This is a genomic window from Actinoallomurus iriomotensis (assembly GCF_030269445.1).
GTDB classification, from domain to species: Bacteria; Actinomycetota; Actinomycetes; order Streptosporangiales; family Streptosporangiaceae; genus Actinoallomurus; species Actinoallomurus iriomotensis.
On the sequence record NZ_BSTJ01000002.1, the window covers coordinates 175,669 to 188,796 of the forward strand.

Genomic DNA, 13,128 nt, shown 5'->3' on the forward strand with positions numbered 1-13,128 from the left:
CTGCGGAAAGGGCCCGCCGGTGTCGACCCGACCCGTGCTGATCCTGAGTGCGGGGATGGGCGCGGGGCACGACCGGGTCGCGGGCGAGCTCGCGCGCCGCCTGACCACGATGGGGATCGGCGCCGAGGTGACCGACGTCCTCGACCTGCTGCCGCTGCGGTCAGGACACGGGATGCGCCGCGGGTACGGCTGGACCGTGCGTCACGCGCCGTGGCTGTACGCCGGGATCTACCGGGTCTTCTTCGCCTCGCCGCGCGCACCCGCGATCTCGCCGCTCACCGCCCTGGTCGCGGCGCGGCTGGAGGACCTGGTCCGCCGGCGGGCGCCGTCCGCGCTGATCTCGACGTTCCACGTGGCCGCGCAGGCCGCCGGGCACCTGCGCGCGCACGGCCGGCTCCCGGTGCCGAGCCTGGTGATGGTGACCGACTTCGCGGTCCACGGGCTCTGGCTGCATCCGGGCAACGACGGCCACCTGTGCCTGACGCCCGCCGCCGTCCGCGAGGTACGGGCGGCGACCGGACGCCCGGCGTGGTGTCACGCGCCCGTCGTACGGCCGGAGTTCCGGCGCCTCCGCGCCGCGCCGGCGCTCGCGCCCGGTGGCCGGCCGCGCGTGCTCGTCACCGCCGGGTCGTGGGGCGTGGGCCGGGTCGAGGAGACGACGCGGGTGCTGTCGGACTCGGGCCGCTATCTGCCGGTCGTCCTGTGCGGGGCGAACCGGCGGCTGCGCCGGAGCCTGGACCGCACCGGCGGCTGTGTCGCGCTCGGCTGGCGTGAGGACGTGCCCGAGCTGATGGCCGCCTCGTACGCGGTCATCGACAACGCGTCCGGGCTGACCTGCGAGGAGGCGGTCGCCGCCGGGGTCCCGGTGATCTGCTACCGGCCGATCCCCGGGCACGGTCTGGCGGGCGCGCGGGCGATGGCGCGCGCCGGGGTGGGCGTCCACGCGCGGGACGGCGCGGAGCTGCTCGCCTCGCTGGACCGGCTGCGGTCTCCCCTCGAACGCGGCCGGCGGCTCAAGCGGGCGGGCGCCCTGTTCGAGCGGCGGCCGGTGGAGGACCTGCTCAGGTGCCTGCTGCCATGACCTTCTGACGGCGGAGCGGCGGCGACTGGGACAGCAGCGTGCTGCCGTACACGATCAGCCCGACGGCGAACAGCTCCAGCACCGACCAGGCACCCAGCCGGATGGTCTCGCCGAACAGGCCCACGCCGTACCCGATGCTCGCGACCGGGTCGGCGACGGTCAGCGCCGGTTGCACGGCGACGAGCGGCCCGCTCTGGAAGGCGTTCTGCAGCAGGAAGAGGCTGACCAGCCCGGCCAGGACCATGGCGTACACCGTCCAGGTCGTGAACAGAGTGGACGGCCGTTCCACCTCGCGCACGGCCTGCTTCATCAGCGCGGCGGTGAAGGAGAAGCCCAGGCCGGCCGCGACCCCGAGGATCGCGGCGCGGCCCGCGCCGGTCGCCAGCCGCGCCACCGTCAGCAGAAGGGCGACCAGCCCGAGCGTGACGAGGGTGGCGACCGCCCACAGCATCCGGCTGGGGACCTGGTGGCCCTCCGACGGCATGGCCCCCAGCAGGAGCATCACCAGCCCCCCGGTGAGCACGCCGACGGCCAGCCACGACCGCCGGTCCAGCCGGACGCGGAACACGCAGCCGATGAACATCATCGTGATCGGAAGCTCCACCACGAGGATCGGCTGGACCAGGGCGAGCCCGCCGAACAGGAGAGCGCCGGCCTGGAACGCGAACCCGCCGATGAGCGCGGCGATGCCGCCGAGCCACGCGGGCCGGTGGATGAGGTAGGCGATGAGGCCGAGCCGGAACGCCTGGCCCGCCGGGGCCGTACGCGCCGCACGCCGCTGGAGCACGGACGCGAGTGCGTTGCTCGCGGCGGCCAGCACGGCCAGCGCGACCGCGATCATCGCTGCCTCTCCGTCTCGACCGTCTCCCGCTTGCCCAGGTACGGCGACCGGCCGAGGACGACGATGCCGCCGACCATCATCAGCAGACCGGCGACCATCGCGGCGAGGGCCTCCGGGGTGGTCCGGACGCGCTCGTAGAAGATCAGGATGCCCAGGATGATGCCGATCAGCGGTTCGGCCGCGGTCGCGGCGGGCAGCGAGATCCGCAGCGGGGCGGCGTCGAAGGCGCTCTGGGCGAGCAGCAGCCCGGCGACCGCGACGAGGATCATCCCGTAGGGCAGCCAGCTCCGCACCAGGCCGCCCACGCCGTGCCCGAGCACGAGCAGGGAGCCGCGGGTCAGCACGTCCTGGATGCCCCACAGCATTCCGGCGGACGCGGCGAGCAGCATGGCCTTCGTACGCAGCGACCGTGGCCGCGCCGTCAGCACGAGCAACACCACGAGGACGACGACGACCGCGGCGACGAGCCAGCGCGTCGACTCCGGGCCCGGGGGCTGCCCGGCATGGGGGCGGCCGAAGGCGAGGAACAGCCCGGACCCGGCCGTCACGAGGAGGCCGCCCTGCCAGACCCTGCGGTTCAACGGCTCGCGGTACAGCACGTGGGCGAAGACCAGTGCGAACAGCAGGTTGGTGGCCAGGATCGGCTCGACCGAGGACACGTCGGACTCGTCCAGGGCGGTCGCGCCCAGCACCTGGCCGCAGACCATCGCCGCGATGCCCAGCAGCCACAGGCGGTTGCGCGCCAGATGGCTGAGCAGCTTCAGGTGCAGCATCTCGCCGAGCGGCTCCCGGTAGGCGGCGTGCTGCTGGGCGACGAAGCCGATTCCGATGAGGACGGCCGCCGCCAGCGCGAAAAAGATCTTCATTGGGCCGGGCCGCCGGTCAGCCGGTCCGTGAGCATCGCCGCACGGGTGGGCAGGATCGGCTCATGAGGCTCGACGACCGCCTGGTACTGATCACGGGCGCCTCCTCCGGCATCGGCGCGGCGACCGCACGGGCGATGGCGGACGCCCAGGCGCGGCTGCTGCTGACCGGGCGGAACCGCGCGGCCCTGGACGCGGTGGCGGCCGAGACCGGCGGGCGGGCGATCGCCGCCGACCTGCCGGCCGGCGCCACGGCGCTCGCGTCCGAGGCGGGGCCGGTCGACGTGCTCGTGGCCAACGCCGGGGCGGGCTGGGCCGGAGCGTTCGCCACCATGCCGGAACGGACCATCGACGACCTGCTGGCCGTCGACCTCGCCGCACCGATGCGGCTGACGCGGCTCCTGCTGCCGGGAATGGTCGCCCGGGGCCGCGGCCACCTCGTGTTCGTGGCCTCCATCGCGGGCGTCGTCGGTGTGCCGGGCGAGGCGGTGTACTCCGCCGCGAAGGCCGGCCTGATCGCCTTCGCCGAGGCGCTGCGCGCCGAGACGGCCGTCGGCGTGTCCGTGGTGCTGCCCGGCGTCGTGGACACGCCCTTCTTCGACCGGCGCGGCGCGCCGTACGAGCGGTCCCGGCCCGTCCCGGTGCCGGCCGCGCGGGTGGCACGGGCCATCGTCGGCGCGGTCGAGCGCGAGCGGGCCGAGGTGTACGTGCCGGGCTGGCTGGAGGCGCCCGCCCGGCTCAGGGGCGCGGCGCCCGGCGTCTTCCGGCGACTCGCCGCCCTCCTCGGGGGCGTCTGACGGGTCCCGTCCGCGGATCCGGGCAGCGGACGCGCCTCAGTGTGAGATCGGGCCGGCGGGCGGCTCATCTGGTCTCCCGTTCCCCCGCTCCCTCGTGTGGGCCGCGCCGTCGGCGCGCGGAGCGGGGACCACGCCGGCGGCCGAACCGGAGGCCGCCGACGATGTCGATCAGGAGGATCAGCGCCCCGATGGCGAGGAGTTGGGAGAGCCCCCTGACCGTGACGCCGACGGTCCCCAGGACGATCGCCGGGAATCAGAGGACACCCATCGCGAACGCTCCCTCGTTGGGCGGACTCGCAAGCCATCCCACATGGTATCCCCCCTGGTCAGGCCGCCTTTGCGCCACCACCGACGGCGTCCAGGTGGCGGAGCGCCGTGACGTAGGACTCGATGGGCCCCTCCTCGGTGTACGGGAGGCCGACGAGGCGGCAGTGCTCGCGGACGAGCGGCTGCGCGCGCCTCAGGTGAGGGCGCGGCATGCTCGGGAACAGGTGGTGCTCGATCTGGTAGTTCAGGCCGCCGAGGAACCAGTCGGTCACCGCGCCCCCGCGGACGTTCCGCGAGGTGAGGACCTGCTTGCGCAGGTGGTCCCAGCGCTCCCCCGGTCCCGGCATCGGCATGCCCTTGTGGTTCGGGGCGAACGCGCAGCCGAGGTGGAGGCCGAGCAGCGCCTGGTGCGCGAGGACGAACGCGATCGCCGCGCCCGGCGACAGCACGGTGAACAGCAGCCCGAGGTAACCACCGAAGTGCGCGCACAGCAGGAGCGCCTCCACCCACGCCTGCCCGCGCCGGTCGCCGCGACGGCAGCGGCCCACGATGTACCGGACGCTGCTCACCTTGAGGTTGATGCCCTCCAGAAGCAGCAGGGGAACGAACAGCCGGCCCTGGTTGCGGGTGAACCAGCGGGTGAACGCGCCTCGGCGGCCGGCCGCCTGGTCCGTGGACCAGACGAGGACGCCCGGGCTGACGTCCGGGTCCTTGTCCTGGTGATTGGGGTTGGCGTGGTGCCGATTGTGCTTGTCGGTCCACCAGCCGTAGCTCAGCCCGAGCCCCAGGTTCCCGACGAGGAGGCCCAGCAGCCGGTTGGCCCGCCGCGTGGCCGCGATCTGCCCGTGCCCGGCGTCGTGCCCGATGAAGTACAGGCGTGTCGTGAACAAGGCCGCCGGCAGCACCAGCACGGCCTGCCACCACGAGACGCCGGTCAGCGCGACCGCGACCCAGACCGCGCCATAGGCGAGCAGGTCCAGCCCGATCAGCCACGCGTAGCGGCCTCGGCGGCGGTCCAGCAGCCCGTGGGCGCGGATCTGCTGGACCAGTGGCGCGAACCCGCTCCGGGCCACGGTGACGTCGGATGTCAGGGTCATCGATATCTCCTCGGTACGGCGCCGGGGCGCACCCGCCCCTCCGGGGTTCGGAGGCCGTGATCGGTTGACTGAAACCGTAGGAACGGCGGGCTCGGCGTCCCAGCCGGTCAGCACCCGTACCGGGGTGCGTGTACCACCGCTCCCATGGTGGTGCTGGCCCCACCCTCCTTCGAGGCGCCGAGAGGTTAGGGCCGCCGCGCAGGGGGGTAGGGGTTCGAACCTCAGTTCGAAGGAGTGATGACGATGAGCCACGGACCCGTGGAGAAGGATCCCGGCGACTGGGCCACCGGCGACGAGCCGATGACCGGTCCACAGGAGTCGTACCTGCGAACTCTCGCCCGCGAGGCGGGAGAGGAGGTGCCCGCAGGGCTGTCCAAGGCCGAGGCGTCGGAGCTGATCGACCACCTCCAGGACCGCAGCGAACGTTTGCGCCAGGCCTGAGCGACCGCCGAGAGGAGACCTCCCCGGTCAGCGTCCCCAGGCGCGCAGGAGCGACGCGACGTGGGCTTCGAGCAGCGGCTCCGGCAGCGGCGCGGGCGTCGTGAGGATCCGCGTGACGACCGGGCCGGCGAGCTGAGCGGCGCTCAGGGCGGTCTCCGGCATGTCCGGCGCGCTCCGGCGGACGCGGTCGAGGACGCCGCGGGCGCTCTCGGTCAGCAGGTCGGCGCCGTGGACCAGCTCGCGTACGGCGGGATCGTGCTGCGCCTCGCCGACCAGCGCCCGGTAGGCGAGCCCCGGAGGCGAGGTGGTGAGGAACTCGGTCAGGGCGGTCAGGTAGGCGAGCAGGTCGCCGGCCGGGTCCGCGTGCGGCGGGACGACGAGTTCCTCACGGGCGTCGGTGAGGCACGCCTCCAGGAGGATCTCGGCCTTGGTGGACCACCACCGGTACACCGTCTGCCGCCCCACGCCGGCCCGCTCGGCGATGCCCTTCATCGTCATCGCCGCGTAGCCGACGTCGACCAGGAGGTCGTCGACGGCGTGGAGCACCGCCCGGCGGGCGCGCTCGCTCCGGGGCCGCCCCATCCGGGCGCCGGGCGCGGCCGGGTCGGTGTTGAGGACCACACCGCGAGTGTAGCGAGACACCATGTCTCGCTATGATACGTTGACTTACGAGTCACCGTGAGCCGTAAGTGGGAAACGCCGACCCGGGCGCCGCGGCAACCCATCCCCCCGACCATCGGCGTGAGGTATCCCCATGTGCGCCGCCTGCGGCATCCCCACCCACATGCCCGAAGCCGGGACCGGCCGACCGGCCGTCATCCCACCCGAGCCGGACCTCGCGACCGGCTCCCCGGCGGGCGGCCGCGCCGTGCCGAGATTCGCGGCCCTGCGAAACCGCGACTGCCGCCCGTACCTGTTCGGCGCCGGCCTGGCGATGATGGCCGACAACATCGAGCACGTCATCACGTACTGGGTGCTGTGGCAGAAGTTCCACTCCCCCGCGCTGACCGGCTTCGAGGTCATCAGCCACTGGGTGCCCTTCCTGCTGCTGTCGGTCCTGTTCGGCTCCTGGGCCGACCGGTACGACTGCCGCCGTCTCATCCAGGGCGCGCAGGCGCTGTTCATGTTCGTCTCCATCGCCTGGGGCGTGCTCTTCCTCACCGGATCGCTGCGCGTGTGGGAGGCCTGCCTGCTGCTCGTGCTGCACGGGTGCGCGGGCTCGCTGTGGGCGCCCGCCGAACAGCTGATGCTGCACGACTTCGCCGGCCGCGACGAACTGCCCAGCGCGGTACGGCTCAACGCGACCTTCCGCAGCCTCGGCGTCCTGTTCGGCCCGGTCGTCGGCTCGGCGCTGCTGCTCGGGCTCGGCCCCACCGCCGGCATCTTCGCCAACGTGGCGTTCTACCTGCCGCTGACCCTGTTCCTGTTCCGCACCCGGTTCACCGGTCACACCCGAGACCAGGGTGCGGCCCGGCCGCGGGTCGGCGTCCTCGGCTCGCTGCGCGTCCTGCGCGACGTTCGCTCCGACCACACCATGGTCAGCATGATCATCCTGGCCGGGCTCGGGTCGTTCTTCGTCGGCGCCTCGCTGCAGTCGGTGATGCCGATCTTCGCCCACGACCTCGGGGCCGGCAGCGCGGGGGCGGCGTACGGGATCCTGCTGTTCGCCAACGGCGCGGGCGGCGTCATCGGCGGCATCCTGCTCGAGGTCACCGGCCGCATCCGGCCGACCGCCAAGGCCGCCGTCATCAGCACCACGATCTACGGCGTGACCAGCCTGTTCTTCGCCACCACCACCAGCTATCCGCTCGCCGTGCTGCTGGTGGTGGCCGGCGGGGTGGCCAACCTGGCGTCGATGTCGATCGGGCAGACCGTCGTACAGCTGCGCGCGTCCGCCGCCGACCGCGGCCGGGTCATCGGCCTGTACGGCATGTCCGCGAACGGGCTGCGGGCCGGAAGCGGCTTCACCGTCGGCCTCGCCGCCGCCGCCATCGGCGTGCACTGGTCGCTCGGCCTCAGTTCCGCCGCGCTGTGCGCGGGCACCCTGGCCGCCGGCGCGTACGCGCTGCGCGCGCGTACGAGCGGCTGAGCGGCCTCAGCAGGCGTTCTTCAGCGAGACCGACGCGCCGGACGACGTCTTCCCGGCGGCCGGTGTCCGGCGCGCTCCGGGCGTCGCGCTCGCCGGCGGGGCGGGTGGCTGAGCGCTCTTGGCGATGGCCTGGGCCGCCGCGCGGCGCATCACCGAGACGATCGCCGCGTCCGCCGGCCGGTCGGTGTGGAACCCCGGGATCTTCGACGGGTCGTAGGAGAGGCTGCTGATGTCGGCGCCGCGCTTGACCGTGCCGGCCAGTTTGACCAGGGCGGGCAGGAGCGCGGCCGGGATGTTGGTGGAGATGGTGCTCTTGGCCGCGTTCGCCAGCTTCTCGAAGTGGGTGACCACCTTCTGCGGGTCGGCCTGGTTCGCGATGTCCCGCATCAGGCACTTCTGCCGGTCCATGCGGTGGAAGTCGTCGTCCGCGTGGCGGGTACGGCCATACCAGAGGGCGTGCTCGCCGTCCAGGTGGTGCCAGCCGGGCGTCAGGTAGCCCGACGGCGGGATCCCACGGTCCGGGTCGCCGCCGATCGGGAGCGGTTTCCCGTCGGCCGACGCCTGCACGTGCACCTTGACTCCGCCCATCGCGTCCACGATGTCCCTGAAGCCCTCGAGGTTGACCAGCACGTAGTAGTCGAGTTTCAGGCCGGTGAGATAGCCGATGACCTCCTCGAGCAGGTGCGGGCCACGCTGGCCCTTCTTGTAGCCGGGCTCGAGTTCGGGATGCCTCTTCTCGCCCTGGATGTACAGCTCGTTGAGCAGGCAGGCGCCGGCCGGGCAGGTGCCGTTCGGCGGGTAGTCGCCCGTGTAGCCGTTCGGCCAGACCGAGCGCAGCCGCGGCGGCACCTGGAACCGGTAGAGCGCGCGCGGAAGGCTGAGGAGCACCGTGTTGCCGGTCTTGGTGTCGACGCTCGCGACCGTCATGCTGTCCGTGCGGATGCCGGTGCGGTCCTTACCCCCGTCCCCGCCCAGCAGCAGGATGTTGACGCGCGGCCGGTTCTTCCACGGGTCGGCGGCGTTGACGGCCCCGCCGGACTTGTCGTCGCCGGGGAAGATGCTCGACAGCGTGTCGCGCAGCACGTACGTCGCGTTCGCCGCGTACACCAGTGGGGTGCAGACCACCAGCGCCAGGGTCACGACGAGGGCGCCGGCGGTGACCCGCATCGCGCCCGGCAGCCCCCGCGGGCACACGACCTGGAAGGACCGGATCACGATCAACGCCCAGACGACCGCCAGCAGCAGGATGCCGGCGGCGATCGCGTTCAGCCAGGCGCCCTGGACCACCATCTGCTTGAGCCGCTCCTGAAAGGCCAGCGCCGCCGTTGCCGCGCCGAACACCAGCAACCCGAGCAGGGCCATGAGCGAGAACCCCGCGGCGCGGCGTCCCGCCGCGACGTGGGCGACGCCCCAGACCACCGCCGAGGCGAGGGTCAGTCCGAGGGCGCGCCAGAGCCCGGCGATGGGAACGGGCGGGCGGCCGCCACGTCGTGCCATGACATCTCCTCTGCTCGTCGCGTCTCATGCGAGATCAGCGCACGGGGCTCGCTGAGGCGGGCAGCGAGGCTTGGCACCGGGCGTCATTGTGCAGCAGAGTCGGTCACGCTGGCGGAAATTTACCTAAATCTGGTACAAGCCGACGAAAGCCTCACGGTGGTCACCCGACACCGCCGGGTCACCGCACCAGCCCGCGGACCACCGCCGCGCGGTCGGTGAGGCCGCGCCGGCGGGCGATGGCGAGCCGCAGGTCGAGCGGTGGCACACGCACCCGGCGGCCCGCCACGCGACCGTCTCCAGGGAGGCCGCGGCCCACCGCCCGAACTCGTTCGGCACCGCCTTCGCCGCGGGCGACGTCGCCGGTCGCGGAGAGCCGCCGGACGTAGGAACCGTCACCGGCCGGCCGCCGGCCCATCGGCACGAGCCGCTCGCCGCAGACCGGGTCGCGTGTCGTGACGACGAACTCCGCGACGCCCTCCAGCACGCGCAGGGGCGTGGCCAGATCGTCTCCCACGCTCACGTCTCCCCCTCGCCCCCGTCACGGCACGGCCCGTTGTCGGCGGCGACGAGCTCCGCGAACTCGGTGGCGAGAGGGCTGAGGACGTTCCACTGGCGGACGGCCCAGCCGACGGTGAGCGGGGTCAGGGCGGGGATGGGAACGGCGCGGATCGGGCTGTCGGGCGGGGTGACGAGCCTCGGCAGGGCGGGCAGGATCGCATGGCCGATGCCGAGCTCGGCGAGCAGCACCGCGGTGTCCCAGTCGGCCACCCCGGCCGGTGTGGGCGGGCCCGCCCCCAGCCGGATGAAGTCCTCCTCCAGGCGGCGCCGGGAGGCCGAGTTCTCCGGGTGGGCGATGTAGCGGATGGCCGCCAGGTCGGCGGGCTCCAGCGAGTCCCGCGCGGCCAGCGGATCGTCGGCGTGGACCACCAGCACCCAGGGCAGGTCGACGACCGGCCGCTGCCGGATCTGGGGCAACGGCCGATCGAGGGTGACCCACGCCAGGTCGGCGCCCCCGCCGTGCAGCAGCTCGACGCATCGCCGCGTCGACTGGGCCGAACGGAACTCCAGGCCGACGTGCGGATACCGGTGGCGGAAGGCGGAGATCGCGCCGGCCATGAAGTGGCGTACGGTGACGCCGCCGGTGGTGACGCTGACCGTGCCGCCGTGCCCGTCGCGGAGCTCGCCGAGCCGCCGGAGCGCGACGTCGAGGGCGCCGATGCCGCCGAGCGCCGCCTCGTACAGGATCCGTCCCGCCGGAGTCGCCGCCACGCCGCGGGGCCGTCGTTCGATCAGCGCCACGCCGGTCTCCCGTTCGAGGCGTTTGACGTGCTGGCTCACCGCCGACTGGGTGCAGGAATGGGCGCGGGCGACGGCGCTGAGATTTCCGGCCTCGTACACGGCGATGAACACCCGCAGGTCGTCGAGAGTCACCGACCCAAGCTATCGCTGGGGTGATCCCCAGGAAAGCCAGGAATTGACTCGGGCCACACCCGGCTTCGAGGATGGCGGCAACGGCCGGGCCCCAGGGCCCGCGGCCGTGGCGGCAACCCGCTCGTGGCGCCGGTCCGGCGCCGTCCGGCGACCCCGGGGCGTACGGTCACCGGCACCGGTGGCGTCGCGGGCGGGCGCCGACCGACTTGTCAGTGAGGACACGCGACATGACCCTGCACGAGCTGGAGAGGCTGAGCCGGGAGCTCGGCGGCGCGAGCAGCCCGCTGGACGGCCGGCTGGGCATCGAGTACCTGGAGGCCACGACCGGCCGGGTGGTCGCCCGGATGCCGGTGGAGGGCAACACGCAGGTGTACGGCGTGCTGCACGGCGGCGCGTCGTGCGCCCTCGCCGAGGCCGTCGGTTCCTGCGCCGCCGCGATCCACGCGGGTCCGGGCCGGACGGCCGTCGGCATCGAGATCAACGCGACCCACCACCGGCCCGCCGGCTCCGGCCACGTCACGGCCGTGGCCACGGTGTCGCACGCCGGGCGGACGCTGGTCACCTGCGACGTCGTCATCACCGACGAGCAGGACCGCAGGGTCTGCACGGCGCGGGTCACCTCGATGCTGCGCGACCGCCCGCGCGATCCGGAGCCGGACATCGCCGACGAGGAGCCGCGGATCGCCCCCGTGGTCGAGAGGCTGGCCTCGCGCGGCGCGGCCGAGATCGCGCATCCGGGCGGCACTCTGCTGGCCCATCTGGAGCGGGTGCACGCGCTGCTCGCGGAGTGGGGCGCACGGCCGGCGCTACGCCTCGCCGGGCTCTGTCACGCCTACTACGGCACCGACGGCTTCGCCACCGCGCTCGGCGACCCGGACCACCGGGACGAGCTGACCGCCCTCATCGGCGAGGAGGCGGAAGGCCTCGTCCACTTCTACGCCGGCTGCGACCGCCGTTTCTCCCACCCCGGCCTCGCCGATCCCGCGGGGCCGTTCCGTGACCGCTTCACCGGAGCCGTGCTGCAACCGCCGCTCGCCCTGCGGCGGGACTTCGCCGAGCTCACCGCGGCGAACGAGCTGGACGTCATGCGGGCGAACCCCGACCTTCACGCCCGGTACGGGCCGGAGCTTCTCGACCTGTTCACCTCGTGGCGTGCCCTCCTGAGCGTCCCCGCCTGGCAGGCCGTCCGGGCGACGCTGCGCTGACCCGGCGGCGCCGGTCAGCCCGCCGTCGCTCGGGAACCCGTCACCGGGAAGCCGTCGTGACGGGTCGCCGGAGTACGCGCGGCCGGGCGGACCTGGGCCGGAACCGGCGTGGCGGCGACCGCGTGGAGAACGTGCGGCGCGAGCGCCGCCGCCTGCGCCCGGATCTCCGGGATCGCCGTGGTCTCGTACCGCAGGCCGCGCAGCGGCGGACCGAGAGCGAAGATCTTCTCCTGCGGCCGGCCCGCGCCGTCGAGGAGCGCGCCGGTCTCGTCGGCGTCCAGGCCGAGTCGCAGCGGGTCGGGGCGCGCCAGCCCCGCGGTGATGAGGCCGCACAGGAGCGGGTCGCCGCTGACGTCGGCGGCCGGGCCGGTGCCGTTCACGAACCAGCCGACGCGCAGTTCGCGTTCGCCGCCGCCCTCATCGAGCCGGACCGTCACCTCGTCCGGGCCGGGCGTGGCGGACAGCAGCCGTCCGCGCAGCAGCCGGAGACGGCCGGCGGCGCGGAACGCGTCGATCCGGTCGGCCGTGGCGGGAGGAATGCGGTGCCGGTGGACCTCCCAGTAGCGGGCCACCAGCGTCAGGAAACGGCGCCGGTCCTCGACGCTGAGGCGTGCCCACAGCGACGGGACCTGGGGCCGCAGGGCGTCGACCACGCCGTGCCAGTCGCCGCCTGCCGCCGTGACGGCGGCGCGGACCGCGGCGAGGAGACCGGACAGCCGTAGCTCGCCCTCGGGTACGGGCGCCTCCACCGGAGGCGCCGGCGTACATCGGTGCCGCCGGGGCAGCAGACCGTGCCGCGAGACCGCGTACACCACGGCGTCCGGATGCGCGCCCAGCACGCTGATCGCCACGTCGACCATGGTCAGTCCGGTGCCGAGGATGAGGACCGGGGCGCCGTCGTGGATCGGGGCGAGCGCGCCGGGCGCCCACGGATCGGCGATGTGACGGCGGCCGTACGCGGTGACCCGTCCCGCGGCGGGCGGGCGGTTGCCCGTGGCGAGCACGACGGCGTCGGCGTCGATCCGGCCGCCGTTCGCCAGGTGCGCGCGCACCGGCCCGTACGGCTCCGGCCGGTTCAGCGCGGTGACCGTGCCCGTGAGCCGCGCCAGCCGTCCGCCCGGGAGGGTGCGGCCGGCCACGTCGTCGAGCAGTTCCCGCAGGTAGCGTCCGTACTCGCCCCGTGGGATGAAGGTCGATCCGGCCGCCTCCAGCCCGGCCCGCCCGGTCCAGCGCCGCAGGTGGTCGGGGTCGTCGGCCAGGGCGCTCATCGCGGCCGCGCCGGCGTTCAGGAGGTGCCGGGGATCGGTCGTCGCGTACGCCTGTCCCATGCCGTGCCGCCCGTCGCGGTCGATCAGCGCGACCCGGAGCGGCACCCCGGAGCCGGTCGCGCGGCGCAGCAGGTGCACGGCGGTCAGGGTGCCGCTCGCACCTCCGCCGACGATGGCGACCACGGGCACGCGGTGCCGCACGGCACCTGCCCTGGCTGGAGAAAGAGTCACCGTAGCAGCTTAGTTGGTAT

At 73.8% G+C, this 13,128-nt stretch carries 13 protein-coding genes; 5 read left to right on the forward strand and 8 right to left on the reverse strand.

Annotated elements, in window-relative coordinates:
* The first annotated feature begins 19 nt into the window (after positions 1–19).
* Positions 20–1,081 (forward strand): MGDG synthase family glycosyltransferase, encoded by a 1,062-nt coding sequence (locus QSK37_RS09660; protein ID WP_285619097.1) that lies wholly within the window; start codon positions 20–22, stop codon positions 1,079–1,081.
* Here the strand turns inward: QSK37_RS09660 and QSK37_RS09665 are convergent.
* Both QSK37_RS09665 and QSK37_RS09670 read right to left on the reverse strand, forming a co-directional pair.
* On the reverse strand, positions 1,062–1,922 hold the full coding sequence (locus QSK37_RS09665; RefSeq protein WP_285581225.1) for a DMT family transporter: 861 nt from the start codon (positions 1,920–1,922) through the stop codon (positions 1,062–1,064). The genes QSK37_RS09660 and QSK37_RS09665 overlap by 20 nt on opposite strands.
* A complete protein-coding gene (locus QSK37_RS09670) occupies positions 1,919–2,788 on the reverse strand; it encodes a DMT family transporter (protein WP_285619098.1) in 870 nt (289 codons plus the stop codon). Before QSK37_RS09670 ends, QSK37_RS09665 begins: the two co-directional genes overlap by 4 nt.
* A gap of 62 nt (positions 2,789–2,850) precedes the next feature.
* Here QSK37_RS09670 and QSK37_RS09675 point away from each other — a divergent pair, with 62 nt between their 5' ends.
* The gene (locus QSK37_RS09675) at positions 2,851–3,582 is read left to right on the forward strand and encodes an SDR family NAD(P)-dependent oxidoreductase (protein WP_285581222.1); all 732 of its coding nucleotides are present in this window, start codon (positions 2,851–2,853) and stop codon (positions 3,580–3,582) included.
* Positions 3,583–3,908: 326 nt separating this feature from the next.
* Here the strand turns inward: QSK37_RS09675 and QSK37_RS09680 are convergent, their stop codons facing one another.
* Positions 3,909–4,946, reverse strand: a complete 1,038-nt coding sequence (locus QSK37_RS09680) for a fatty acid desaturase family protein (protein ID WP_285619099.1) — start codon at positions 4,944–4,946, stop codon at positions 3,909–3,911.
* Positions 4,947–5,189: 243 nt separating this feature from the next.
* Between QSK37_RS09680 and QSK37_RS09685 the strand changes: the two genes are divergently transcribed.
* Positions 5,190–5,387: a DUF3072 domain-containing protein gene (locus tag QSK37_RS09685; RefSeq protein WP_285619100.1), complete on the forward strand. Its 198-nt coding sequence runs from the start codon at positions 5,190–5,192 to the stop codon at positions 5,385–5,387.
* Between the two features lie 27 nt (positions 5,388–5,414).
* On the opposite strand, the gene QSK37_RS09690 is transcribed toward QSK37_RS09685, so the two are convergent.
* Positions 5,415–6,032 carry a TetR/AcrR family transcriptional regulator gene (locus QSK37_RS09690; RefSeq protein WP_285619102.1) on the reverse strand — a complete coding sequence of 206 codons (618 nt, stop codon included), beginning with the start codon at positions 6,030–6,032 and terminating at the stop codon, positions 5,415–5,417.
* Positions 6,033–6,141: 109 nt separating this feature from the next.
* On the opposite strand from QSK37_RS09690, the gene QSK37_RS09695 reads away from it, so the two are divergent.
* Entirely contained in the window at positions 6,142–7,476 is a 1,335-nt protein-coding gene (locus QSK37_RS09695; protein ID WP_285619104.1) for an MFS transporter, read from the forward strand.
* A 6-nt stretch (positions 7,477–7,482) separates the two neighbouring features.
* Here QSK37_RS09695 and QSK37_RS09700 read toward each other — a convergent pair whose 3' ends face one another.
* From QSK37_RS09700 to QSK37_RS09710, 3 genes are all read right to left on the reverse strand, one after another.
* The gene (locus QSK37_RS09700; RefSeq protein WP_285619105.1) at positions 7,483–8,973 is read right to left on the reverse strand and encodes an LCP family protein; all 1,491 of its coding nucleotides are present in this window, start codon (positions 8,971–8,973) and stop codon (positions 7,483–7,485) included.
* A 178-nt stretch (positions 8,974–9,151) separates the two neighbouring features.
* A complete protein-coding gene (locus tag QSK37_RS09705; RefSeq protein ID WP_285619108.1) occupies positions 9,152–9,487 on the reverse strand; it encodes a hypothetical protein in 336 nt (111 codons plus the stop codon).
* A gap of 2 nt (positions 9,488–9,489) precedes the next feature.
* Positions 9,490–10,404 carry a LysR family transcriptional regulator gene (locus tag QSK37_RS09710; protein ID WP_285619112.1) on the reverse strand — a complete coding sequence of 305 codons (915 nt, stop codon included), beginning with the start codon at positions 10,402–10,404 and terminating at the stop codon, positions 9,490–9,492.
* Positions 10,405–10,631: 227 nt separating this feature from the next.
* Here QSK37_RS09710 and QSK37_RS51650 point away from each other — a divergent pair, with 227 nt between their 5' ends.
* Positions 10,632–11,609, forward strand: a complete 978-nt coding sequence (locus QSK37_RS51650) for a PaaI family thioesterase (protein WP_432705549.1) — start codon at positions 10,632–10,634, stop codon at positions 11,607–11,609.
* 14 nt (positions 11,610–11,623) lie between these two features.
* Here the strand turns inward: QSK37_RS51650 and QSK37_RS09720 are convergent, their stop codons facing one another.
* Positions 11,624–13,108: an FAD/NAD(P)-binding protein gene (locus tag QSK37_RS09720; RefSeq protein WP_285619114.1), complete on the reverse strand. Its 1,485-nt coding sequence runs from the start codon at positions 13,106–13,108 to the stop codon at positions 11,624–11,626.
* Positions 13,109–13,128: the final 20 nt, after the last annotated feature.